This is a genomic window from Inquilinus sp. OTU3971 (assembly GCF_038440215.1).
The window spans coordinates 1-25,108 of sequence record NZ_JASATH010000065.1 but is presented as its reverse complement, the minus strand read 5'-3'; the positions used below and the strand labels follow the sequence as shown (position 1 = coordinate 25,108).

At 59.4% G+C, this 25,108-nt stretch carries 20 protein-coding genes and 3 pseudogenes; 11 read left to right on the top strand and 12 right to left on the bottom strand.

The window, feature by feature from the left end; translation table 11 throughout:
* Positions 1 to 137 precede the first annotated feature (137 nt).
* From AAHM41_RS17750 to AAHM41_RS17720, 7 genes are all read left to right on the top strand, one after another.
* Entirely contained in the window at positions 138 to 854 is a 717-nt protein-coding gene (locus tag AAHM41_RS17750; protein ID WP_342237893.1) for a hypothetical protein, read from the top strand.
* Between the two features lie 129 nt (positions 855 to 983).
* Positions 984 to 1,559 carry a hypothetical protein gene (locus AAHM41_RS17745; protein ID WP_342237892.1) on the top strand — a complete coding sequence of 192 codons (576 nt, stop codon included), beginning with the start codon at positions 984 to 986 and terminating at the stop codon, positions 1,557 to 1,559.
* Positions 1,560 to 1,879: 320 nt separating this feature from the next.
* Positions 1,880 to 2,566, top strand: coding sequence for a hypothetical protein (locus AAHM41_RS17740; RefSeq protein ID WP_342237891.1), 687 nt, complete (start codon positions 1,880 to 1,882; stop codon positions 2,564 to 2,566).
* 90 nt (positions 2,567 to 2,656) lie between these two features.
* Positions 2,657 to 5,059: an arylsulfatase gene (locus AAHM41_RS17735; RefSeq protein WP_342237890.1), complete on the top strand. Its 2,403-nt coding sequence runs from the start codon at positions 2,657 to 2,659 to the stop codon at positions 5,057 to 5,059.
* Positions 5,060 to 5,167: 108 nt separating this feature from the next.
* Entirely contained in the window at positions 5,168 to 5,641 is a 474-nt protein-coding gene (locus tag AAHM41_RS17730; protein ID WP_342237889.1) for a hypothetical protein, read from the top strand.
* Between the two features lie 621 nt (positions 5,642 to 6,262).
* Positions 6,263 to 6,607, top strand: a complete 345-nt coding sequence (locus AAHM41_RS17725) for a hypothetical protein (protein WP_342237888.1) — start codon at positions 6,263 to 6,265, stop codon at positions 6,605 to 6,607.
* 176 nt (positions 6,608 to 6,783) lie between these two features.
* A complete protein-coding gene (locus AAHM41_RS17720; RefSeq protein ID WP_342237887.1) occupies positions 6,784 to 8,244 on the top strand; it encodes a DUF1254 domain-containing protein in 1,461 nt (486 codons plus the stop codon).
* A gap of 126 nt (positions 8,245 to 8,370) precedes the next feature.
* Here the strand turns inward: AAHM41_RS17720 and AAHM41_RS17715 are convergent.
* A pseudogene (locus AAHM41_RS17715) lies at positions 8,371 to 8,675 on the bottom strand (integrase core domain-containing protein); the annotation flags it as partial.
* A gap of 49 nt (positions 8,676 to 8,724) precedes the next feature.
* Between AAHM41_RS17715 and AAHM41_RS17710 the strand changes: the two are divergent.
* Positions 8,725 to 9,252, top strand: a pseudogene (locus AAHM41_RS17710) (transposase); the annotation flags it as partial.
* A 119-nt stretch (positions 9,253 to 9,371) separates the two neighbouring features.
* Here the strand turns inward: AAHM41_RS17710 and AAHM41_RS17705 are convergent.
* The 3 genes from AAHM41_RS17705 to AAHM41_RS17695 are packed head-to-tail and all read right to left on the bottom strand — an operon-like array spanning position 9,372 to position 12,147.
* Positions 9,372 to 10,046 carry a PIG-L deacetylase family protein gene (locus AAHM41_RS17705; protein WP_342237886.1) on the bottom strand — a complete coding sequence of 225 codons (675 nt, stop codon included), beginning with the start codon at positions 10,044 to 10,046 and terminating at the stop codon, positions 9,372 to 9,374.
* Positions 10,043 to 10,855, bottom strand: coding sequence for a sugar phosphate nucleotidyltransferase (locus AAHM41_RS17700; protein WP_342237885.1), 813 nt, complete (start codon positions 10,853 to 10,855; stop codon positions 10,043 to 10,045). Before AAHM41_RS17700 ends, AAHM41_RS17705 begins: the two co-directional genes overlap by 4 nt.
* Positions 10,852 to 12,147, bottom strand: coding sequence for a class I SAM-dependent methyltransferase (locus tag AAHM41_RS17695; RefSeq protein ID WP_342237884.1), 1,296 nt, complete (start codon positions 12,145 to 12,147; stop codon positions 10,852 to 10,854). The genes AAHM41_RS17700 and AAHM41_RS17695 overlap by 4 nt, the downstream gene beginning before the upstream one ends.
* A 311-nt stretch (positions 12,148 to 12,458) precedes the next feature.
* On the opposite strand from AAHM41_RS17695, the gene rfbC reads away from it, so the two are divergent.
* Positions 12,459 to 13,034 (top strand): dTDP-4-dehydrorhamnose 3,5-epimerase, encoded by a 576-nt coding sequence (gene rfbC, locus AAHM41_RS17690; RefSeq protein WP_342237883.1) that lies wholly within the window; start codon positions 12,459 to 12,461, stop codon positions 13,032 to 13,034.
* On the opposite strand, the gene AAHM41_RS17685 is transcribed toward rfbC, so the two are convergent.
* From AAHM41_RS17685 to AAHM41_RS17665, 5 genes are all read right to left on the bottom strand, one after another.
* Positions 13,028 to 14,296: a DUF4910 domain-containing protein gene (locus tag AAHM41_RS17685; protein WP_342237882.1), complete on the bottom strand. Its 1,269-nt coding sequence runs from the start codon at positions 14,294 to 14,296 to the stop codon at positions 13,028 to 13,030. The genes rfbC and AAHM41_RS17685 overlap by 7 nt on opposite strands.
* 82 nt (positions 14,297 to 14,378) lie before the next feature.
* Complete coding sequence (locus tag AAHM41_RS17680; RefSeq protein WP_342237881.1) at positions 14,379 to 15,449, bottom strand: NAD-dependent epimerase/dehydratase family protein; 1,071 nt, start codon at positions 15,447 to 15,449, stop codon at positions 14,379 to 14,381.
* A 165-nt stretch (positions 15,450 to 15,614) separates the two neighbouring features.
* On the bottom strand, positions 15,615 to 16,952 hold the full coding sequence (locus tag AAHM41_RS17675; protein WP_342237880.1) for an apiosidase-like domain-containing protein: 1,338 nt from the start codon (positions 16,950 to 16,952) through the stop codon (positions 15,615 to 15,617).
* On the bottom strand, positions 16,945 to 18,315 hold the full coding sequence (locus tag AAHM41_RS17670; protein WP_342237879.1) for a glutamate-1-semialdehyde 2,1-aminomutase: 1,371 nt from the start codon (positions 18,313 to 18,315) through the stop codon (positions 16,945 to 16,947). Before AAHM41_RS17670 ends, AAHM41_RS17675 begins: the two co-directional genes overlap by 8 nt.
* Before the next feature lie 150 nt (positions 18,316 to 18,465).
* Positions 18,466 to 19,662 carry a glycosyltransferase family 4 protein gene (locus AAHM41_RS17665; RefSeq protein ID WP_342237878.1) on the bottom strand — a complete coding sequence of 399 codons (1,197 nt, stop codon included), beginning with the start codon at positions 19,660 to 19,662 and terminating at the stop codon, positions 18,466 to 18,468.
* Between the two features lie 291 nt (positions 19,663 to 19,953).
* Here AAHM41_RS17665 and AAHM41_RS17660 point away from each other — a divergent pair, with 291 nt between their 5' ends.
* Positions 19,954 to 21,171: a polysaccharide pyruvyl transferase family protein gene (locus AAHM41_RS17660; protein WP_342237877.1), complete on the top strand. Its 1,218-nt coding sequence runs from the start codon at positions 19,954 to 19,956 to the stop codon at positions 21,169 to 21,171.
* Between the two features lie 8 nt (positions 21,172 to 21,179).
* Here AAHM41_RS17660 and AAHM41_RS17655 read toward each other — a convergent pair whose 3' ends face one another.
* From AAHM41_RS17655 to AAHM41_RS17645, 3 genes and pseudogenes are all read right to left on the bottom strand, one after another.
* Complete coding sequence (locus AAHM41_RS17655; protein ID WP_342237876.1) at positions 21,180 to 22,163, bottom strand: glycosyltransferase family A protein; 984 nt, start codon at positions 22,161 to 22,163, stop codon at positions 21,180 to 21,182.
* A gap of 38 nt (positions 22,164 to 22,201) precedes the next feature.
* Positions 22,202 to 23,647, bottom strand: a complete 1,446-nt coding sequence (locus AAHM41_RS17650) for an oligosaccharide flippase family protein (protein ID WP_342237875.1) — start codon at positions 23,645 to 23,647, stop codon at positions 22,202 to 22,204.
* A 384-nt stretch (positions 23,648 to 24,031) separates the two neighbouring features.
* Positions 24,032 to 24,726 (bottom strand): annotated as a pseudogene (locus AAHM41_RS17645) (IS6 family transposase).
* A gap of 165 nt (positions 24,727 to 24,891) precedes the next feature.
* Between AAHM41_RS17645 and AAHM41_RS17640 the strand changes: the two are divergent.
* A partial coding sequence (locus tag AAHM41_RS17640) for a transposase (RefSeq protein WP_342237874.1) occupies positions 24,892 to 25,108 on the top strand: 217 nt, incomplete at its 3' end.

The window sequence follows — 25,108 nt, the reverse complement described above, 5'->3', positions numbered from 1 at the left end:
CTTGCATGTGCAACGGCGGGCCGACAACAGGGAGGAAAGCAGAGTTGGCGATGCACCTTGCCGAAGCCACCCGACGAGCACTCGCCATCGGCGCGTGCACTGGAGTGCTGTGGTGCGCGGCCTTCGGGACTGCGGCCGTGGCCCAGGACGCCGCGGCGCCAGCAAGCGAAACGGCAGGCCCGTGGTTCATCCGGGTCACGCCCTATGCCTGGCTGCCCTCGGTCAGCGGCAGCACGCGGGCGACCCGCCGCATCCCGTCGCTCTCGGTCGACAAGAGCTTTTCGGACATCCTCAGCGATCTCCAATTCGCCGCCATGATCGCCGGAACGGTCCGCTACAACCGGATCGGGCTGCTGTTCGATCTCGACTACGTGTCCGCTGGCGTCGACGGCACCCTGTCCGGCCCGTTCCGGACCAAGTACCAGGTCGACATGCAAGCGCTCCTGGCCACGGTCGGCGCCACCGCCCGGGTGGTGGACGAGTCCAAGCTCGGCGTCGACCTCCTGGTCGGCGCCCGCATCGTGTCACTGTCCGTCGACAGCGATCTGAGAGGACAGGGCCCGTTCGACCGCTCGCGCAGTTCCGACAGCAGCGCCACGATCGTCGACGGCATCGTCGGTGTCCGCGCCGGCGTCGAACTCGGCGACGGCTTCTCACTGCTCGGCTATGCCGACATCGGCGCCGGCAACTCCGACCTCACCTGGCAGGTGCTTGGCGCCGTCGAATACTCCTTCAGCAACTCGGTCTCGGGTGCGATCGGATACCGCTACCTCGGCTACGACTTCGGCGGCCATGCGCCCCTCGACGACCTGGCACTCTACGGCCCGATCCTCGGCGTCACCATCCGGTTCTGACCGCGGCCGCACGGTCGGAGCCGCTGAGCACACGAAAACGCGGCGGCATCACCAATCGAGCTTACCGAAGCGATTGAAAGACTGGCTGAACAACGGAACTGAGCAAGACGCATCACGAGGACCGATGCCATGAACCCGAACGACGACCAAAGGCGCGTCAGCCATTCCCGGCGGGCGTTGCTCTCCGCGGTGGCCCTCGCAGTCATCGCCGGTCCAGGACTGCCACTCACCGTAGCGGCGGATGCGAGTGCCGACGAACCCAAACCAATGCTCATGTTTGTCCAGATTGCCGACGACCTCAAAATGGACGCGACAGCCAAGACCCTCCGCCTTGTGAACGTTGGTCAGCAGACGCTCTACTTTTCCGATCGTCCGGTCCGTCTCGCCGGGCATCTCAAAATGGCCGACTATCTCGACGAATGGACAGAAAAAGCCGGCAAGGACAATTTCGGCGCCGACCCACCGAACGCCACGCTGTCCGTCTATGAGCCGGGGCAACCGGATAACTCGCTTGCTGTCGTCGAGATCTCCGGCCCGAAGATCGAGGGTTCCGATCTCATCTACAGCTACAAGCTCATTGACGGCGAACTTCCCGACGGTGGTGGCGCAACCACGCTGTTCATCGACTGGATTGGAGTGGGCGGCGGCGTCGGCGTCGGCTTTCACGGCGTCGGCGTCGGCTTGCGCGGTCCCGGTTTCCGATGATGGTCGGATCCGCGAAGGCCGCTTTCTTGGGGAGCAAGCTCCGCCACCCACAGGACGCAGTCGAACGGCCGGATCGGAGTGAACGTCCACTGCCGATCGCCCGCTCGAGGAAGGCTCGCAAGATGACGAGAGATTTGGTCACGGCTGCGACCGCGGCTGCCCCCCAAACCATCGGGGTGTTCGGGGCGGCGACCGGCGCCCGCCGCACTCGACGCAGAGCTGTCGTCTCCCTGCGCTACTGATCTTGAATTCGCCATAACACCCTTCGGCGGCAAGGCCCAAGCGGCAGACCGCACAAAGGAAACCAGGGAGGCTGCGTCATGCACGTCGTACCTCGAGTCAAGGGCAGGCAAACCCGGATCGCTCGGACCGCCTACGTCGTCGCAGTCGTGGGCGGACTGCTCTGCGCGCCGGGGCTGGCGCCGGCGCAGGATGCGATGACCGAGCCCGCCCAGAAGACGATCGGCGCACCAGCCAAGAAGGAGACGGTGCCATCGCTGATCGTGATGAATGCGCGCGGCGCCAGCCTGGACGGCACGACGCTCACGCTGACCGGCGTATCGCCGAACTCGATCGTGTTCGCCGACCGCCCGGTGCGCTCTGCTGGGCACGCGCTCACCGCGCACCTCATGCGCGAGTGGACGCCGGGGACCGGAACGTTTGCCAAGGATCCGCCGAACGCCACCGTGTCGGTGCTGAGCAGCGACGCCTCAGGCGTGAGCGATGTTGTCGTCGTGCTGAAGGATCCGAAGCTCGACGGCGACACGCTGGCCTTCACCGTCGAGGTCCTCGAGGGCGACCTCGCCGGCGCCGAAGGGCCCGCCTCGGTCTTCATCGACATCATCGGCCTGCCGTTCACGCCGCTATCGGTCGCCGGTGTCGCGCGCCGCAGTGCGTACCGAGCCGCCTGGTATGGTGGAGCGACAGCCGCGCCATACTACCACCCCTACTACCATCCGTATGTCCGCCCGCCCTGCGGGTATTACCCGTACCCACCCTGTTATTAGAAACGGCGGCGGCAAGTCGCTATCCGGATCGCATCCTTGCAGCAACAGCACCCTAGCCAAGAAAGCGCCTGAATTGGGAAGGACACGATAATGAAGACCGGCAGGCTGTTTCTTTCAATATTGAGTCTGATGATCCTGGCCTTCGCTTCGGCAGGAGCCCAGGAAGTCAACGCCGTGCCGGGTTCGCCAAGCGCGACGGCGCCGATCAATCCGTTGCGCATCCCGAACGGGCCGAGCAAGTTCGGCGGTACGATCAATCTCGATGCCCCAAGTTCCACGCCTTTCTGGCAGCCGCAAGTCGTCCCTCCGAAAGGGGCGCCCAACATTCTCCTGGTCCTCATCGACGATGAGGGCTTCGGCGCGCCGAGCACTTTTGGGGGGGTCATCCCGACGCCGAACCTCGACCGCATCGCCAATTCCGGCCTTCGCTACACGCAGTTCCACACCACCGCGCTCTGCTCGCCGACCCGGGCGGCGCTGATCACGGGAAGGAACCACCATTCGGTGGGCTTCGGCGTCATCAGTGAAGCATCCACCGGGTACCCGGGGTATAACAGCGTCATCACCAGGGACAAGGCCACCATCGGCGCGATCCTGAAAGCCAATGGCTATGCCACGTCGTGGTTCGGCAAGAACCACAACACACCAGCCTTCGTAACCAGCCAGGCCGGCCCCTTCGACCAGTGGCCGAATGGCATGGGTTTTGAGTACTTCTACGGGTTTAACAGCGGCGAAACCAATCAGTGGCAGCCCGATCTCTACCGCAACTCGACCCGCATCTACCCGTATCTGAACAACCCCGGCTACAATCTGATCACCGACATGGCGGACGACGCCATCGACTACCTCGGGCGAATCAATGCCCTCGATCCGAAAAAGCCCTTCTTCCTCTACTACGCTCCGGGCGCCACCCACGCGCCGCACCATCCGACCCAGGAGTGGATCGACAAGTTCAAGGGTAAGTTCAGCATGGGCTGGAATGCCCTCCGTGACGAGATCTTCGCCAACCAGAAGCGGCTGGGCGTGATCCCCCAGGATGCGCAGCTCACGCCGTGGCCGCACGATCTTCTGAAGAACTGGGACGAACTCACCGCTGAGGAAAAGAAGCTCTTTGAACGCCAGATGGAAGTCTATGCGGCCTACCTCGCCTACACCGACTTTGAGATCGGCCGCGTGGTCCAGGCCATCGAGGACATGGGCAAGCTCGATAACACGCTCATCATCTACATCAGCGGCGACAACGGCGCCAGCGCCGAAGGCTCGCCTGAGGGTACGCCCAACGAAATGACCTTCTTCAACGGCGTCGAGGTGCCGGTCGCAGATCAGATGCCGTTCTACGACGTCTGGGGCTCGTCCGAGACTTACCCTCACTATGCCGTCGGCTGGGCCTGGGCGATGAGCACGCCCTACAAGTGGACCAAGCAGGTCGCCGGCTATCTCGGCGGCACGCGGAATGGCATGGTGATCTCGTGGCCTTCCCACATCATCGACGCTGGCGGCATTCGCAATCAGTTCCATCATGTCAATGATATCGTGCCGACTATCCTTGAGGCGGCCGGAATCCAGGCTCCCGATGTGGTCGACGGCATCGACCAGGCGCCGATCGAGGGCGTGAGTCTGGCCTACACCTTCGATAAGACCAACGCCGATGCCCCGTCGAAGCACAGGACCCAGTATTTCGAGATGTTCGGCGAACGCGGCATCTACCACGACGGCTGGATGGCATCGACGGTGCCGTTCCGGACTCCATGGAACGGCACGGCGCCCGATCCGAAGGACGTGGTCAACGACGCCAAGTGGGAACTCTACGACCTCACCAAGGACTGGACCCAGAATAACGACGTCGCCGCAGCCAATCCGACCAAGTTGGCTGAACTCCAGGACTTGTTTTGGATCGAAGCGTCGAAATATCAGGTCCTGCCACTCGACGCGTCAGCCCTCACCCGTTTCGTCGCCCCTCGGCCGAGCATCGTGGCCGGCCGCGATGAGTTCGTCTACACACAGCCACTCGTCGGAACCCCGCTCGGAACGGCGCCGAACATTCTCAACAAATCATTCTCCCTAAGTGCGGAGATTGAGGTCCCAGCCGGCGGCGGCGAGGGGATGCTCGTCACCCAGGGCGGCCGCTTCGCCGGCTGGGGATTCTACCTCCTCAAGGGAAAGCCGATCTTCGTCTATAGTCTTCTTGACCTCGCACGGCCGCGGATCGAGTCGCAGCAGGCTCTGTCGGCGGGCAAGCACATTGTCGACTTCGTCTTCACCTATGATGGACCGGGCTTCGGGAAAGGCGGCACCGGGGTGATCAAGGTTGACGGCGTGGAAGTGGCGCGCGGGCAACTGCCTCACACCCTGCCTTTCGCACTCGAGGCGAGCGAGACCTTCGATATCGGCTCCGACACCGGAACCGGCGTAGACGACGCGGACTATGTCTCCCCGTTTCCGCTCACAGGGCAGCTCGAAAAACTGACGATCAAACTCGGGACGAACGGCTGATCTTGGGAACATCCACCCTGGGGCGAGCCATACTCGCCCCAGACTGCCCTGCCCGCCTGCTGAATCGTCGAGCCGACCAAGGGATTGTCCAATTGAGGATGCACGACAATGCGGCTCGATCGCTATGCCACGCGGAAAGAGATGAGCGGTCTGCGCGATATCCTGGTGCCGTTCGATGTCGCGATTGAAGGGGCGACCGGCCTTGCCTTGATGGCGGTTCCCGCTCTGGTCGCGACGCTCCTTCTCGGTGCCGACCTTCCGGAAATCGCGGCCGTGACCGCGCGCGTAGCGGGTATTGCGCTCGTCGCGCTGGTGCTCGGCTGCTGGCTTGGCCGCCAAGATCGCGGCGGAATTTCCGCGCTGGCAGCGCTGCTCGCCTACAACACGCTCACTACAGTTTACCTCGGATGGCTCGGGGTGGGGGGCGTTTTCATCGGCCTGTTGCTGTGGCCAGTGGTGGTGTTTCACGGCTTCGTGACGGCGATGCTTGCAATCGCTCTTTGGCAGGCATCGCGCGACGCGTCGTCGACGGCGTGGCGCAGCGCCAAGGCGCCATTCACGGACACCAGATCACCGGATTGACCGGCAGGACGCCGGAGCAGCTCAGCTCCTATGAGTGCGTCCTGCAGTTCTATGCCTGCTGGCGCCGAACGGAGAGCGCCCTCCACCCGATCGGCACCGGCACCCCATGCCGATCTACAACCAATGCAACGGTAAATTACCCGTGGTTACCTGTCCAAGCGCTGCCGCAACCGGCACCCTCCCGATCCAACGCGGCGATGGTGACCACCATTTGCCAAGAAGCTCATTCGAGGTCCGCCGGCCATGCACTCGGGCCGCTCGCTATGGTGGCTGTTGCGGTCGCCTGCGTGCAGGTCGTGAACGCCTGCGGGCAAATCGCCTACCGCTGCCCATGAGCTATGGCGGACGTCAAGGACCGGCGGCGCGGCACCACGAACACTCAGCCGGCGTCCGCCCGGTTCGCACGGAGTATGTCGGTCCAGCTCTGATTCAACTTCCCCACCCGTTTTAGATGGAGCGATTGCCGTGATGAACTTGGCATTTCAACAGGCCACCATCTGCCCCCGACGGACGATATGGCAAGGCGCATGTCTGGCGGCCGCAGCGCTGTTGCTTGCCTCCTGCTCGAGCCAGCAGTCCGGCGCTCCCCCGACGGTCGCAGGCCAGGCGCCGGACGGCACGGTGGAAATGCACGAGGTCCAGGCCGCCTATATCGGCAGTGGCAGCGGCGGCGGCGGCACCGTGGATTTCCGCGGTCGGAGCTACCCGTTCAAGGTCGGGGGGGTCGGCATCGGCGGCATCGGCCTGTCGACGGTCGAAGCCCGCGGCGAGGTCTACAATCTGCGGAGCATCGAGGACTTCCCAGGAACCTACGCCCAGGGCCGCTACGGCTTCGCCATCGGCACGACAAGCGGGGGCGACCTCTGGCTGAAGAACGACGATGGCGTCGTCATGCACCTGGTCGCCAAGCGGACCGGGCTGATGCTCAGCCTTGGCGCCGATGCGATCGAGATCACCATGGACTGATGACGTCCGGACCCCTGAGGCAAGGCCAAGGCCTGCCTTGTCGATCAACGGCGGGCCGACAACAGGGTGGAGCGCCGAAATGGCCACGGTTGCCGACGCCCCGACGAGCACTCCCCGCCTCTATCAGTGCCGGCGTCCTGCGGTGCGCAGCGTTCGTGAAAGCAAAGGAGTGAGATATGCGAAGAGCGATTTCGATCCTGGTGGCGGCGGGTTTCATCTCAGCAATGACCGTGCCACCAGTCCTCGCGCAAGACGGGGCTCCAAAACTCAGCGAGGACGAGGCGCACGCCATCGGCGTGGACGCCTATGTCTATCTCTACTCGCTCGTCACGATGGACATTACCCGCAAGCAGCTGACCAATACGGATAAAGAGTTTGGTCGCGGCCCGATGAATGCTTTTCACAACATTCCGGCCTATCCCCCTGCCGGCGACAAATCTGTTGTCCGCACAAATTACGATACACTTTATTCGATTGCCTATCTCGATTTGCTGAAAGAGCCGGTTGTTGTTTCGGTCCCCGACACCAACGGCCGCTACTACTTGCTGCCGATGCTCGACATGTGGACGAACGTGTTCGCATCCCCCGGTTGGCGCACCACGGGAACGCAGGCAGCCAACTTCCTCGTGACGCCGCCTGGCTGGCGACCCGATCTGCGCGACGGCTTCATTGATGAGTTCAAGCTGCCGAAGGATGTTCAGCGGATCGACGCGCCGACGCCCTATGTCTGGATCATCGGACGCACGAAGACCGACGGACCTTCGGACTATGACGCCGTGCATAAAATTCAGGCGGGCTTTACGGTGACGTTGCTGTCGGAGTGGGGCAAGACGCCCAAGGCGATTGAGCTCAAAGTCGATCCCTCCATCGACATGAAGACGCCGCCGCGCGAGCAGGTCGACACGATGCCGGCTGGACGTTACTTCGCCTATGCGGCTGAGCTCATGGGACTGCAGCCGCCCCACCTCACGGACCAGCCGATCCTTGCGCAAATGAAGAAGCTCGGCATCGAGCCCGGCAAGCCGTTCGACATTTCGAAGGTCGATCCGATCATCGCAAAAGCGCTCGATACAGTGCCGGAGGACGGGCAAAAGCTCATGGACTGGAAGCTGCCGACGGTCGCCCGGGTCGTCAACGGCTGGTCGATGAACACCGATACGATGGGCGTCTACGGCAATTACTATCTCAAGAGGGCGATCGTCACCCGCCTCGGCCTCGGGGCGAACTTGCCGGAGGACGCGATCTATCCGCTCAATCTGGCGGACGAATCCGGCAAGCCGCTCGACGGGTCGAACAAGTATACGATCCACTTCGACAAAGGCTCCACACCGCCTGTGAACGCTTTCTGGTCCATCACCATGTACGACCCTGCCGGCTTCGCCTATCCCAACAGTCTTGATCGGCAGGCGGTGAGTTCATGGATGCCCTTCCATTACAATGCCGACGGATCACTGGATCTCTATTTCCAGAACGAGAGTCCGGGCAAGGACAAGGAGGCTAACTGGCTGCCATCGCCGAAGGGCGGGTTCAATGTGACCATGCGCCTGTACAGCCCCAAGAGCGAAGCGCTGACCGGCAGGTGGAATCCGCCGCCAATCGTCAAAGCACAAGAGGTGAGCGTGCTGAGCGCGCAGTAACAGTCAAACGAGGCGCTCGTGTCGGGCCCGGCGATGGCGGCGCGCCGAGATCTATATGACCGGAAGTTCATTGCCGAGTTCGAAAGCGCCTATACGCAAGGCCCTGACCTGCTCCCGGTCGGTCCCTCACGGATGATGAGAGCCCTGGGTTGCTGATATTGCCCTCTCCGCCGTCGCGATGGTAGCGGGCGACCGGCGGAGCTGGCCGGGATTGCGCAGCCGGTCGCCCGCGGACCGGATGAACACGGCCTGGGGCGTCAGGCCGCCATGGGCCGAGTGCGGCCGCATCTGGTTGTAGTCGAGGCGCCAGCGCTCAATGACGGCGCGGGCCTCGGCCAGGCTGGTGAAAACACGTCTTCGTTCAGGCACTCGTCGCGGAGCCGGCCGTTGAGGCTCTCGACGAAGGCGATCTGCACCGGCTTGCCGGGCGCGTCGGCCACGAAGTCGAGCGACCAGCGCTGGTTCGGACCCTGTGGCAGCGCCGCCGTCGCCCAGGTGCTGGCCGCCACCTGGCAGCGCTGTCGGGTCCAATTACCGCCCTTCGGGCGTTGCCTTCGGCCCATGCGCAATGCGCTCGCCCACGCCGGCAAGAGCGGCCGCCGGGTGGTCTCGGCCTTCATCGCCACCGCCTTCGCCCAGGAGGACGCCGTCGCCGGCCAAGTGCAATGGCGCAAGGTCGCTGACCAGCTCCGGCCCAAGCTGCCCAAGCTGGCCGCCTTCATGGACCAGGCCGAGGCGGATGTCCTGGCCTATATGGGCTTCCCGAAGGACCACTGGTCCAAGATCCACTCCACCAACCCGCTGGAGCGGCTCAACGGCGAGATCAAGCGCACGACCGAGGTCGTCGGCATCTTCCCCAACGAGGCTGCCATCCTCCGATTGGTCGGCGCCCTGCTGCTCGGGCAGAACGACGAATGGGCTGTCCAGCGCAGCCGCTACATGACCCTGGAAAGCGTCGCCGCCATCGGCGATGATCCCCTCGTCAGCCTGCCGATCATGGCCGCCTGACCATTCCGGCCCTGCCGGAGATCGCGGTGATCACCTCGCCGCTCCTACACCGCTCCCGGGGACACGATCCATGGCATGACTCGTAGCGGTCGCTCGGCGGGCTGCTCACCCCACAGCCCCTACACCTCCTGCCGGGACACGACCGCCAGGGAGAGCTTCCGGCTTGTGAAGGCTTCGGCAAAGCGCTCCTCCGCGCGGCACTCAATGCCACGCAAGCGGGCAAGGCCCTTGAAAGTCAAATCGTCAAACCAGTCCTTGGATCGCTGCGTACCGAAATATTTGAGCAGAAGCTCCACCTTTCGGTCCATTATCGCCTCGGTAAGCGGAACATAGGTATTGTGCTGCGACAGGTCGCCATCCCACTTCGGGATCTCATATTCGAGGACGAGATGGTTACGGAAAATATTGGTTGTCAGCCGATTAACTTCGCGGTGATCCTGATGCGCGTCATCGCGGGCATGGGTGAAAATCACGTCGGGTGCCACTCGATCGCGCAGTGCCGTCAGGCGTTTCTTGATATCACGGGTCTGGCTGGGAAAATAACTGTCCTCAAACTCGGCGAGTTCGATGTTATGGGAGGCTGCACCATCGAGGAAGGCAAGAGCCGAATCTTTCGCCTCACGGGCACGGATGCCTGTGGCACTCAGCACGCACCAGTGCACATCAAGAAGCACCCCTTCGGATATGAGACTCAGGATTGTTCCGCCGGCGCCGATCTCGATGTCATCCGAATGGGCGCCAAGACAAAGCACGGAGAGACGGTCTCCCCGCTTCGCCAAAGGCAATTGTTTCATAGCGCCTTGACCGTGCGGATCTTGGCGTTGCTCTTTGCTGCACCGTGCGCCATCCAGGGCATATCGCCCCGCTCGACCATCTCCTGAAGCGCTTGCCAATCGCGAAGCGTATCCATCGAACGCCAGAAGCCTTCATGCTTGTAGGCCATAAGCATGTCATCGGCGATTAGCCGGGTGAAAGGCTCCAGGACAAGCTCCTCAGCTTCCCGCATGTAGTCAAAGATCTCACCGCGGAACAGGAAGTAACCACCGTTGATCCAGATATCGGAGCGGTCAGATGAGCGGAACTCGCGAACACGGCCATCATCCGCAATGTCGGCGAGATGGTAGGTGAGCGGCGGACGTACTGCCAGGAAGCAAGCAATCTTGCCGCTCAAATCAAATCGTTTGACCATGTCGTCGAGGTCGACATCAGTCAGACCATCGCTGTAATTGGCAAGAAATATCTTTTCATTGCGGACCCGGTCACGCACCGCCCAGAGCCGCTCGCCAATGTTACGCCAGATTCCGGTGTCGATGAGCGAAATGCGCCAATCCTTCTGGGACTCTCCCAACACCTCTACATTGCCATCGCCGGTGACGATGCAATCCGAGAATGTCTGCGGCCGGCAGTTGAGGAAGAAGTCCTTAACAACATTTGCTTTGTATCCGAGACATAGGATGAAATCATCGTGCCCATAATCGGCATAATATTGCATCACATGCCGGAGAATCGGTTGCGACCCCAGCGGAATCATCGGCTTGGGGATGTTTTCCGAATACTCGCGAATTCGGGTGCCCATGCCGCCGCAAAACAGAACGACTTTCATGGCTTCAGTCCCTTCGGGTCGATGATGCTGACGCTCGGAATGGGGACAACGAACTTTGCGCCCCACTCCTGGACATGGCGCATCTGCGCTACGATCTCGTCCTTGAGGTTCCAGGGCAGGATCAAAATGTAGTCGGGCTTCATCAGGTCGATAGCCTCGACGGGTTCAATCGGAATATGCATCCCTGGGGTATAGCGACCGTGCTTGTAGGGATTGCGGTCTACGGTGAAATCGAGAAAATCCGTTCCAACACCACAGTAGTTGAGCAGCGTATTACCTTTGCCGGGCGCACCGTAGCCGCAGATGGTTTTCCCGGCTTCCTTCGCCCCGATCAGGAAGAGAAGCAGTTCGCGCTTCACTTTGCGGGCGCGCTCGACGAATGAGGTGTAAACGGTGATCTTGTCGAGGCCAGCGTTGATCTCATTGTTCAATACACGCGCTACACTAGGTTGAATCGGCCGTGCACTGGTCTGATGCACGAGATGAACGCGTAGCGATCCGCCATGCGTTGTCAACTCCTCCACGTCGATGACTTTAAAGCCATGCTTCTTGGCCATGTGCTGGATCGTCAGCAGCGAGAAATAGGAGAAGTGTTCGTGATAGATTGTATCGAACTGGTTCCCCGCGATCAGCTTCTCGATGTGAGGAAATTCGAGAGTGATTACGCCCTCTGGCTTCAACAGAAGCCTCATGCCAGCCACGAAATCGTTGAGATCCGGAACCTGCGCCAGAACGTTGTTGCCGACGATCAGGTCCGCACGCAGCCCTTCGTCAATGAGCTCCCGCGCATACCTCTCGCCAAAGAATTCAACCCGGGTCGGGACACCCTTCTCTATAGCGACTCTCGCGACATTGGCGGCCGGCTCGACGCCGAGCACGGGAACATTGAGCGGGATGAAATGCTGCAGCAGGTATCCGTCATTGCTGGCCAACTCGACCACGAGGCTGTCATGGTTGAGTTTCAACTGTTGCGCCATCTGACGGCAATATTCCCGTGCATGTGCGACCCAGCTCGTCGAATAAGAAGAAAAGTATGCGTATTCCTCGAAGATCGCCCGCGGGCTGACATATTCGTTCAGCTGCACAAGCAGGCATTCTTCACAAACGAAAGCGTGGAGAGGATAATACGACTCCATGGAGTCGATCTGTTCGTGCAGGATGAAGCTCTCGCAAGGAGGCGACAGTCCAAGATCAATGAACGTGTGCTTCAAAACCGAACCACACAGGCGACAATGATGGAGTTCGTTGCTCGAGCGACTAGTGGACAAAAGTGTACTATCTTGAATGTTCATACCTTCGCTCCCGATCCACTAAACATAGCAAGCCGCCCAGAATGAGTTCTGGTGCTAGATTGATATTCACCCATGACAACGAAGGTACGGCGTTCGGTCCTTGCAGGCTATATGACAATGCGATTGGTCGCCTCATCCAAACGGTGGAACGGCGCTGTGGCTCAAACGGAGTGCGCGTCAGTTGCCGCGGGATCGCTTCGCGGACGCAACGGCAGTGTCGGCGCCGGATCGTTGCCAACTCCGGCTACCCCTTATTGCGAGCTTCCCCCTGCCTATGAGCTTGACAGAATCATGGCCCCCAAGCGGACTGGATGCGGCAGAGCACGAGGCGAGGCAGGATGAGATTTACGGAAACGGAGTTGAGCGGCGCCTGGCTGATCGAGACACTTCCCATGTCCGACGAGCGTGGATCCTTTGCTCGGACCTTTTGCGTCAGGGAGTATCAGGAGCACGGCCTTGAAACGACGTTCGTCCAGCACAGCGTCTCGCATTCCGTGAACAAGCACACCTTACGTGGCATGCATTTTCAGACGGCGCCGCACGCCGAGGTGAAGGTGGTCTCCTGCATCAGGGGCGCGATAATGGACGTCATCATCGACTTGCGTCCGCACTCACCGAATTACGGACGTTGGGTTGCCTACGAGTTGTCTGAAAGCAATAATCGTCAGATATATATCCCAAAGGGATTTGCCCACGGATTCCAGACATTGCGCGACGAGGCGACGGTTTCCTACCTCATCTCCGAGTTCTACAATCCACAGGCATCAACTGGTGTGAGATGGGACGATCCGGCGTTCGCGATAGACTGGCCGGCGGAGCCGACCGTATTGTCGGCCAGGGATCGTGGGTGGCCGTTGTTGGACAATTCGGCGATCCAGCCCTATTGACCGGCTTCGGCAAGGAGACCGTTTGCGAGCAGCAACTGGGCAGCGCGGGCAATGTCGCGGAACGACATACCGGATCGCTGCGCTATGTCGAGCAGCGAGTGGTTGCCATCAGCCAGATTAAGAACCCAAAGATAGCCCATCGCAGTTTCCCCTGCCGCCTTGTCGCCACCGAGGGCTGAATAGAGCCCGCGGCGACCCAGCTGGGGTTCGCCCCTCGGGAAAAGGTTCACCGGTGTCCAGTTCATCTCGAGGATATCGATCACTTCCATGATCATCCGGTAGGACGAAGCCAGATTCTCTGGCGAGATGAAATTCAGGTTGTCTGCCGAGGTATGGTACTCCGGAAAGGTTCCGAAAGCGCTTCGCTGGAAAAGCCCAACGGGAAGATTGAAGCCTGGCGAACAATATTGCCGTTCGTCATAGCCATAGGGGCTGAAATCATGAATGATACCCTGACGCCCTTCCAAACCCAGGACGTACTGCATTGCTTGGTCGATGACGGCATTGCCACGGCGGCTGCGTTTGTAATTTGGCCCGCCGCCGTCGCCGACACAGGAGACGATCAATCCGTGGTCAATTCGAGAGATCTTCTCATCATTGGATGCAAGCCAAGCGAGCGCCCCGATCGTACCCGGGGCAAAGAGAAACCTGTAATTGTAGCGGGTCTTGCGCGAGCGCATGGCCCTGGCCAGACATGCGAGCAACGCCAGACCGGAGCAATTGTCATTCGCGAGTGACGGATGGCAGATATGCGCGGAAAGCAATACGTCTCTGTTCGACCGACCCTTGTGGAAATATTCACCATAGGTCAGATGCCCATTGCTCTCCTCCGCATCGATTAGGACCTCGTACTCGCCGTCCTCCAGCTCAAGCAGCGCGTTGTGCGCCATGCAGAAGCCCCATTTTTCGCTATAGTACGAGGTTCTGTAAGGTATGAGATCCGGCTGCTCCGGCAGTGTGTAGAGATGGGACTTGAGTTCGCTGAGCGGCATCGATCGATGCACAGCCTTGCTGTAGCCAAGAACATGCAAATTACTGTTCGCGAAATCGACGACCTTCTGGCCCGCAGCGTTCTTGATATAGGCGTCGCGGATATTCCACTCCTTCGGCACGGTCCAATCCAGCACCTGCGTGCCCGTCGGCACTTCGTGCTGTGTCAGATCGATCTGCTGACCGAGAACGCGGAGCGTCTCGCGCACGCCGTCCCCGGTTATGCTTCGGCAGATCGGGAAGAGGCGAGCCGCCAGTGCGTAGATGCGCATCCCCACATCCACTTCCGAGTCGGCGGCCGATCTGATCGTATCGAACGAGACCATAACGTTGTTCGTGACAGAAGCTTTGCCGTCATACCGCGGCGTCAGTCAGGGTCGGGTGCCGTGTCGATGGCGGAACACGGCGCAGGTTGGTGCTGAACGTACCTTCGTCGAGAGATTTCCGGATATGGCTGATGCGCTGGTAGCGGGGCCCTTCGAACTCCTGCAACGTCAATCCCGCGCTCACATAGGCCGCATGAAGCTGTTCAGCACCGGCGCGTGCGTCCCAGACCGGTTTGAAGGCCGGGAGCACCCGAGCAATCTTTTCGAAGCTGACACGATAGGACCGGGTATCGGGTCCGGCGTCCTTGGCAAATTCCAGCCGACAACCGGGAACGACCTGTGCCACAATCTCGGCGATTTCCCGGATGCGATAATTGTGCGCGGATTGGCCGACATTGAAGGCTTCGTTGTGCACCTTGTCTTTTGGTGCTTCCATCGCAGCCAGGAACGCCCGTGAGATATCTTCGATATGGACGATCGGCCGCCACGGTGAACCATCCGATTTGAGCATGATGACGCCTTCGGTAACCGCCCAGGCGACCAGATTGTTCAAGACGATATCAAAGCGCAGCATCGGAGACAGGCCATAGGCGGTGGCTGGGCGCAGATATGTTGGCGTGAAACTGTCGTCGGCAAGCTCCGCTATATCCCGCTCGGCGAGAACCTTGGAGCATCCGTAGGCCGTAACCGGATTGAGTTCGCCGCTCTCATCGATCATGCCTTCGCCAGACTTGCCGTAGTTGCTGCAGGATGAGGCAAAAAGGAAACGGGGTACACCAGCCGCCTTGGCAGTTCTGGCGAAGTTAACGCTGCCCCGATGGTTGATCTCATAGGTGATGTTCGGATTGAGATTGCTCAGCGGATCATTCGAAAGAGCGGCCAAATGGATGATCGCGTCAAAGCCCTTGAGGTCGTTAACCTCGACATCGCGTACGTCCTTGCACTGCGCCGGTATCTCCTCGATGGAGCCACCAGGCGCATAGGAGCAGCTGCGATAGAGCTCGGCGTCGTAACCGTGAACCTCATGCCCCGCCTTCATCAGGAAGGGCACCATGACCGATCCAATATAGCCACGATGTCCCGTCACGAGTACCTTCATTGTCTCTGTCTTCTGCAATGTCTATCTAGATGGTGAGACGGTACTTTCGGGCGCGTTTGACAGCGAGAGAGGAGTTCGGAGGACCGGGACGGCAATAGGACTAAACCCTCGGCAGATCCGCTACCCCTTTCGTCCGATCTGACTTTGCTGCCAGGGCTTGCTGCGCTAACCGGCGTCGGCCAGTACAAGTATCCAATCCGCATTATCGGCAAAGTTGCGCTTCCGGGGCGTTTCGAATTCGACCGTGTCGCGCTGATCGGCTGTCTTCCGGACCGCCTCGGTATATCCGCCGGAGGCTGGATCAAACCATCGTGCTCCTAAAGATGGCGAGAGCGCATTCTTGTTGAGCTCGACGCTATGCCTGCCGAAGAGGTAGATCACCGCCAGACTCCCATCGGGCGATCGGCTGCCAATCGCATAGCCGGGCGCAGCCCCGTTCTCCGCAGCGAGCAGTTTGCCCTGGTCCGGTTCGAGCCTCCACCAGTCGATACCGTCGAAGAACTCCTTGAGATGCGTCATGCTTTGTGAGCCGGGGCTGGACAAGGCCTCGGGCCAGCTCATGAATTGCTCGTGCACGCCGGGTCCGTAGAAATGCCATATGGGATTGTTGCCGAAGATCTGGCCGCACGCGCCGGACAGGATTGCGCTATAGGCGATGCCGCGGACGGTCTGCGCCGTTGCCCCCTGCTCCCCCTCGTAGATGCCCTCGATCAGGAAGAACGGGCTCACCGGTCCCGTGATGTAGCGAAGGAGCGATTTTTCAGCCACGTCGCCGTATGTATAAATCGTATCGAGATCAAGCCATGGGGTGCCTCTCCAGTTCAGTGCGACATCCGTATCGCGGCTGGCATGAAAAGTCTGGAGCGCATCCCGGTCCGTCTCGGCAATGCCCTCGGCAAGCGCGTCCGCTAGAATCCCGTCAGGCGGGTCGAAGTCACCACCCTGGACCCAGATGATGTTGTCGTATTTCCGGAAGCGCTGGCCGAGATATCGACCATAGGACTTGACCGCCTCAGGTCCAGCTACGGTCATTTCCTTATACCAGCCTTCACTGCCGCCATTCACACCCATGTAGGCCGGCGTCAACAGTACCAGGAAGCCTCGCTCGCGGGCTCGCTGCAAGATCCAGTCGGCGTCATTAAAATAGGCGTCGTTGGGCTTCGAGAAGGCGGCATTCGCTTCGAACGGAGCCTGATCGTAGAAGTTGCGCGGCGCATTGCGGCTGAAACGGTGTTCGATCAGATTGACGAGGATCGTATTGAAGCCGCGCCGCTGACGGTCGGCGAGGTACATATCGGCATCCGCCCTCGAAAGGTCGCCGATTAAGGACCATGCAGTGTCACCGGTTATGAGAAAAGGCCGCCCCGCCGCATCTTTGAGATAGCGATGATTCTCTGCAACGCGCAGCGGAAACACGGTCTGCTGTGCATTGGCGGCGGGCGAATACAACATCAGCAATGCCGAAAGCGACCGGAAGAGGCATCCCCGGACGAAATCAGCCATTGGCCGCCGGCTCCAGTTCGCGAACGGGAACCGCTCGTGTGTTGAAGCGGCGGAAGACCACCTCCGACGGCCTCCCGACCAGATAATTGTCAACACCGTTCTCAAGCGCCTGTCTGTATACGCCGAGCGCACCGTCGATGGCATCAATCGTCCGGGCAACGTCCTCGTTGCTGTGGGTATAACTGACGACCAGCGAAGGCATGAGCACCCCGCGCTTGATGGTCTCCTGCAGAAACAGTGTCCGGAATGCCTGTGATCGGCCCCCGTCCTGGTCAAGCGTCGTATAGGTCAGGCAGCATGCCCGGCCCGTCGCCTGCACGAACGCACCCAGCCCATGACGGGCTGCGGCCTGCGCAATGCCGTCCCGCAGGGCCTGACCTTGATTGTAGAGATGTTCGATCACCGGCTCATTCTGATAGATGCGCATGGTGGCGATTGCCGCAGCCAGGCAATGCGTTTCAGCACCGTGTGTGGTCGACAGGAGGAAGACACGCGGGCTGTCAGTCTGCTCGAGGCCACCAAGCTTCATGTATTCGCGCTTGCCTGCTAGCGCCGAAACTGAGAATCCATTGCCCAGTGCTTTGCCGAAACAGGAAAGATCCGGCTCGATGCGATAGAATTGCTGAGCGCCTCCGCGATGCCAGCGGAAGCCCGTGATCATCTCGTCGAGGATGAACAGCGCACCGTTTCGGTGACAAAGATCGCGCGCCTCATGAAGAAAGTTGTTTTCCGGATCGTCGCCACGCGATGCCTCCAGGATAAGGCAGGCGATCCTCCCTGGAAAGCGATCAAAGAGGGCCCGCACGCTTTCGATGCTGTTGTATTGAAAATCAATAGTCAGTCTTTGGACCGCTTCCGGGATACCGGCATTCATCTCGGTGTCGCCGATGAACCAGTCGTCGGTCGAGAAAAATGGGTGATCGCCGCAGCGGGCGATCATATCGCGTCCCGTCGCGGCACGTGCAAGTCGCACGGCGCCCGACGTCGCATCTGAGCCATCCTTGCAGAATTTCACCATCTCCGCACTGGTGACGGTCTCAAGAAACGTCTGGGCACATTCCACTTCGATATCGGCGGGCCGCGTAAAGTTGCAGCCGAGTTGTAGCCGGCGCATCGCCGCATCGACCACGGATGGATAGGCATGGCCTAGCCCGACGGCACGATTCCCCATGCCGTATTCGATGTACTCATTGCCGTCGACGTCCCAGACGTGACTGCCAAGCCCCTTTGCAATGAATCCTGGCGACAACACGGGGTATTGGTCGTCGCCCTTGGCATAGGTATGAGCGCCACCTGGAATGAGACGATGCGCCAGCTCGCGAAGCTGGTTCGATCTTTCGAAATTCCCAATCGATGCCGCCATCTGCCAAACCCCGGTCTGAAAACATTGGCCAAGTGCCAGGACGGCCCTCTGGCTTCTATCGTGGAATATGACGGCCTGGTCCCGAACTGCACTTCGGCCATGCGGGCAGCCGCAGGCATCAAAAAGACGTAAGTCAGACTCTGACGTAAGTCAGAGTCTTTCCCGCATGACTCTTAGCCAATTCTTGATCGGCGTTGGGACGAACGTCCGCAAACCGGACCGCAGCCCCTTTGGCAGCGACCATCGATCGAGATCGAGAGGCTGAGCAATGGCCGGCCTGTTCTCGCCAAGCCACCTGATCACATTGAAATATCGCTGCGCCATCGCAACAATCGTGAAATCGTTCTCTGCCTTATGCTGCGCCGCGCTCGAAAGCAGTCGCGCGGCTCCTGGATCTGCTGCGATTCCCGAAATCAGACGCGCCGCCTCCCGGGCATTGCCGACCGGAAATAGGAAGCCGTTCAGGCCGTCATCGACGATCATGTCCGTGACACCGCGGATGCGGGAGACAACCGGAATGCACCCGACCGCCATGGCCTCCGTCAGCGTCAGCCCAAATCCCTCAAACCGCGAGGGCATAATGAGGACGTCCTGCCGGCCAAGCATCTCGTGCACTTCCTTGGGATGCACTGCACCCAGAAAATTTACCCGTCCGGCGTGCCTCGCGAGTTTCAATTTCAACGCCGGCAGGTCCGGTCCATCGCCGGCGACGGTCAGGTGGATCGAGGTATCCAGCCTGTCCAGGATGTCGGGGAGCCAAAACACTCCTTTGGAGGCATCTTCGATGCGTCCAAGAAAGACGACCCGCAGCGGTTGCCCCGTGCGTGGAATCCTGCCGAGGTTTCTTGACGATCGCGTATCGGCCGCGTGCGGAATGGCAAAGGTTCGATCCTTTGTGAACCCCAGCGTCTCGACAAGGTCGCTGCGAATGCGTTCCGAGACGCCAACCGCCGCATGAACGTGATCCCTGACGGAGGACGCTGCGGCATAGGTCCCGGCTGTGATGTTGTGGACGATCATGATGCGAACGATTCTCTCGGGCAGATAGCGGGCTATATTGGTTTGTATCCGGTCGCCGAGGACATTGATGAACACGCCATCATACCCACCAGACTCCACCGCGACGGCCAGCGCTTTCGCCTGATCCCGTTCTGCCTGCAGGCCATCAGTTTTCACAGCGGTTCCTAGTGCAAATTCCGGGAACCACTCAGGGTCGGTCAATGCTTTGTTTTGCCTCATTGAAACCCAGCGCACCTCGATTCCGTAAGCCGCAAGTCCTTCGCGCAATTGCTTGAACACCGAATAGGTGCCGCCAATATGGGGATGCACAAAGTAAGCGAGCTTCATGAATCTCGATCCCGACCGAATTCCATCGCACACACTTAGTGCGACAAGGCCGCAGAACAGAATATACCGTGCAGGATGGATGGCGCAGCCTTTTGGTGGAGCACCGCAGTCATTCGGGTGCTGTCGACACTCCATTAGCCATGTGTTGTTCTTCGCTGCCGAGCGACAGAATCAGATGAATAACAATCCCCAAACGTTGACGCCTAAAGGCAGATCTTCATCAAGAATAATTGCGTCTCTAAGAAATAATAAAATTGACCTCCTGAACGAAGAATCAAATATGAGGCCTGAATGAAGATTTGTCTACTAGGCCAGTTTGGCAGCGGGAATACCGGCAATGATGGATCGCTCGAGGCGATGCTGGATTTTCTGCGTGCACGCAGGCCGGACGCCGAACTTCTATGCGTCTGCTCCAACCCAAATGCCGTCGCCGAAAAATACAACGTAGCGGCGATCAACATCGGCGGCTTCGTCGCAAAAGGGCGATGGTTCAATCGTATCAACAGGGGCCTCGCCGATATTCCTCGCAGGACGGCAAGTCTTCTAAGTGTGTTGACCGGATTGCGAGGGGCGGACCTGCTGATCATTCCGGGCACCGGTATTCTGGACGATTTTCAGGAAGCGGCATTCGGCTGGCCCTTCGTGGTTTTTAGATGGTGCCTGGCGGCACGGTTGCGCAACACGCGCATTGCATTTGTCAGCATAGGTGCGGGTCCCATCAAGCATACGTTGAGCCGATGGTTCCTTACGTCCGCTGCGCGTATGGCCCACTACCGATCCTTTCGCGACGATTTCTCGCGCGAGTACATGAAGAGCGTGGGGCTCGATGTCAGTCGCGATCCGCGCTATCCCGACATCGCGTTTCGGCTTGCCGCGCCGGCTTCAGTCCCTGCGAGGGATTCGACGCGCCTGACGGTCGGCGTCGGCATAATGGATTACCATGGATGGTCGAAAGTAAATTCCAGTGGCGAGACCATCTACCAGACCTATATTGGTAAACTGAGCTCCTTCATCTGTTGGTTGATCGAAGAAGGCCACGACGTCCGTTTGCTAACGGGCGACCTGAGAGACTGGAAGGCAGTCGAAGATGTGCTTGCGAGAATCGCAGTGTCGGGCCCGACCTCTGCCTCAGACCACATCACGGTCGGTCGCGGACATTCGCTGCAAGAACTGATGGATGAGATCGGACAGACCGACATTGTTATCGTCTCGCGCTACCACAACGTGGTGTGCGCACTGAAACTCGGTCGCCCGACTATTTCTTTGGGATACAATCAGAAGAACGATTATCTTCTAGCGCAATTTGACCAATCTCGTTACTGCAATCACATCGAGACATTCGATGTTGAGATACTTAAACATCAGACGGAACAGATTCTGGGCGACATCGACGCGGTGCAGCTGCAGATCCTGCATTCAAATCGCTCGTTTCGGAAGGAGCTTTTTGAACAGGAAGAGCTTCTGCTCGACCGCGTTATCGGACCACTCGCCCATAAAAAGCGACGCTGATCAAAATACTATGCCGTCTTCGCAATACGTCTTGTCAGCGCCGAAAGGCTCGCTTTGATGAGAGATGACGCATCCGGTCGATGCACAAGATAGCTGACAGGCGGGACGAGCGCTGCGGCGGGACGCAGACGCACCGCGTGCACCAGCAGATCTCGCCAGCCGCGCTCGCCGCGGCATAGCAGCGAAATGGCTGACCAGTAGGCCCGGTCGCTTAGCGCGCGCCGGGCAAGCCGCAACAAGTCCTCCGCATTGTCCAGATCTGCACCGGCGCCGTTGAAAAATGAACGGTAGGCAGCTTCGAACTCCATGCTCCATTGGCAGAGATCCCCGACGGTTGCCGACTGGTTGGACGGATGAACCCGCGCGACTGCCTGCACGGCGTCGGTTGTCGCAATCGATCCCTGGAGCGCAAAGCGCAGCCACATCTCGAGATCGTCCGTGTGGATCAGTTTCGGGTTGTAATGCCCCACCTGCTTCTGAACAGAGGTCCGGACGATAGCGGTCGGGCCGCTGATAATATTGCGGCCGATTCGGCAGATGTCCCGCAGGAATGTGGGGCCATCCTTGATCGTCCATCGCGGACACTCCAGAGAACATCTGCTTTCAAGCACCTCTTCCGTTCCGAGGAAGCGCGATGCCCCATAGGTCAGATGAACCTCCGGATGGGCTTCCATGAGATCCACGGCATATTCCAGGGCTCCAGGAGCCAGATAATCGTCCGAACAAAGTATGATAAAGTAATCTGACTGCGCCCAATCGATTCCGTCATTGAATGACTTATGCGGTCCCAAATTTTTTTCTCTAAGCAACAACTCAACGCGAGAGTCCAATGCCGCCAGATCTCTGGCGACCTGTTGACTTCCGTCCGAGGAGGCGTTGTCGATGATAAGAACACGCATCCTGATGCTACTCTGACTGAGAACGCTGCTGACGCAATGGCGCAGATAGCAGGCATAATTGTAATTCGGTATGATGATATCGATTGATTTCATGGAAGATGCCTTCGAAAAGTCGATACTTTTCCGAGATGCTACTCAGACAAGGCTCCGCGCTTGCTTCGCAGGATCCGCAGCACGAAGAACCCAGCAACCTTGATTAGCTCTTCGAGGAGTGGGTGTTTGGTTAGGGCCAAAGCTGCCAGCCACCCAATCGCGGAAAGCATACTCGCAACCATGGCCCATGCGATCGACAAATCGAACTGGAAGCCATGGGCGGCGAGTACCGCAAGCGGTCCTGGAACAGCCCCCAGGGTCACGAGGCCGCTCTTGAAGAGGATCGCAGAAAGCTCTTGCCAGGTGAATGGCACGTGCCGACGTACATATATGAGCGAGATGATCATCTGAAACGGCAATACAATGAACTGGCTTAGAGCCAGGACATACAATCCGAAGAAGCTCGCAGTACAGATCACGATCGTCGAAAGCCCACGCCCGATGAAATTCGCCTCGAACGCCTTCCTGTTGGCACCGAGCGCCACCAACACCGGAAACGTCAGGATGTTGGGAAACCAGAACATGGCGGCGATTGAAAGGATCTGCACGAGCGGAACGGCCTCATCCCAAGCTTGCCCGAGCGCGACGTGAACGACCGGATATGCCAGGATTGCAAGAACGATGAGCGCTGGCCAATAGAGGGCCGTGATGTAACTGATGATCGTCAGATAGGCCTCTTTCACGCTTCGCTGCGCCCTGACCTCAGCGGCGAAGGCGGGAAAGGCCACCGAGAAGATGGCCGAGAGCAAGAACTTGTCCGGAAGCCCACAGACCAGATTGGCGCGATTGAAGAGGCCGACGGCGGTGAGGGGCATAAAGCGACCGAGCACAAGCTGCGGCAGTGCCTCATAGGTGCGGTCAAGGACGGTGGACGCACCTTTGTACCCACCAAATACGAAGAACGCGCGCCAGCCTGACAGACAGGGGTAGTACATCCAGAAAATCGGTCTGGCATGAAAGCCGAGTACCATTCTGACCAATGCCGAGGCGAGGGCTCCCCAAGCGAAGCTCATATGGCCGAAGTCGAGCCATGCCAGGAGCACCGTCACAACGGCATAGGTGATGCTGCCGAGAGCATTGATGCGCGTGAGCGTTCCGAACTCCATATCACGGCGCAGCAGGGCTGCGATGGTGCTCACCGACGCATCTATGATTCCGGAGATTGCCAAAATATAGATGAAAGTTTCCAAATTGGATTTGGCATACAACTCCGCAATTAGCGGCGCTAATGTTGAAATAGATAGAGAAATTAATATAGATACCCAAAATACAAGAGTAAACGCTGATCTAATATCTTTCTTTGATATATATTCTTTCTGAATAAGATATTCTGAAGTCACAAATTCTCTAAAATTGAATGCGATAGCTCCTATGCCAAGAGCAATTACCGCAATTCCTATTTCTTCGATTGTTAATAATCGAGACAAAATTGCCGTCATCAATAAACTAACTAATACCTGAGAGTATTGTTCCAGAGCCGCCATAAAGAATGCTCGGCGCACAATTCCCACGTTATTACCTCATTGCTTTGTTGATATGCTCGACCGAAGCGTCCATTCGTGAGAATGATTCGTATTTGTTGTTTTTCTTTCGGCCGCACAGCATCTAGCATGAGGCCTCAGGGTCCTGATCCTCGCTCATATCGAAGGTACCGGATCCGAGCGGCGCATTTAAGCTGACTATTGAGATGAACGGCAATTTAAGCCGTTTGAGGTACCGGCACGGGAAGTCGGCGGCGGCAAGCGAGGTTGCATATCCCGACATCGGCGCGTTCGGTAACCTTCCGCCATGAGGCAATACGGGGGGCAGTTCCGGAGGCACTGTCAACTTAAGCCGTTAGGGCACGAAAGCCCCGATCCGCCTGACTCTCAGCCGGCCTGCACGGCGTCACGCCAGCCTGCGAAGGCGGTGTCGCGAAACGCTCGAAGCGTGCGGCGGGAGATCAGATGGCGCTGCAGGTTGAAGTGATTGTAGACGTCAGCATGGACAGACAGGAACCGCGGCGCCGATCCCGGCGATCGGAATCCCATCGCTGCCCGCTCTCGTCTCCGGACCGGCAGATGCGAATTCTCCGCCCGATTGTTCAGCCGCCATCCGGTTCGATGCCGGTCCAGGAGACCCACGTCCCTGAACGCGGCCGCGTAGGATGGGAGCTTGTCCGTCACGACCTCGTTCGGCGCAAAGCCATGCCGCTTCAGCAGCTTGCGCACCAGCTTGCGGGCCGCCTTCTGGTCGCGCCGCGGCTGGATGAGGAGGTCCAGCACCTCACCCTCATCGTCGACCGCACGCCACAGATACATCCGCCTGCCGCCGATCCGGACGAACATCTCGTCCAAATGCCAGCGCCGGCTGGCGCGGCACCGGCGGCGGCGAAGCCGGGCCGCGAAGGCCGGGCCGAATTTGGCGACCCATTGCCGGACCGTCTCAGAGGAGACATCGAGCCCCGCTCGGCCAACAGGTCCTCGACGTCGCGATAGCTCAGACCAAATCGGACGTAGAGCCAGACTGCGTGCTGGATGACAATCGAGGGAAAGCGGTGGCGGGCATAGGTGATCGACCTCATCCGGCCGCCCTAGCCCGGAATTCTCACAGAGAGAGGGTGCATCGGGGCTTTGGATCTGAGAAAGTTGTTTTGCGAGAACGACTTATCTTGGATCAAAGGAGCTCCCCGATGCCGACAGAGTGTAACTCGGATCGGTTTGGATTTGCACCTGTCGAAGGGCGCGCGGTGGTGGCCTCGTTCGATGGCGGGGCGATCACGTCGGATGCGGGCGGCTTGCTGCTCGGCGCGACTGATCGGGCGATCCGGCTGGTCGATCGGTTCGCTCTGTGCTTCCGGGATGCTCGTGCCGCGGATCTGATCGAGCATCAGGTCCGCACCTTGGTCGGGCAGCGGGTGTTCGGCTTGGCGCTGGGCTACGAAGACCTGGTCGACCACGACACGC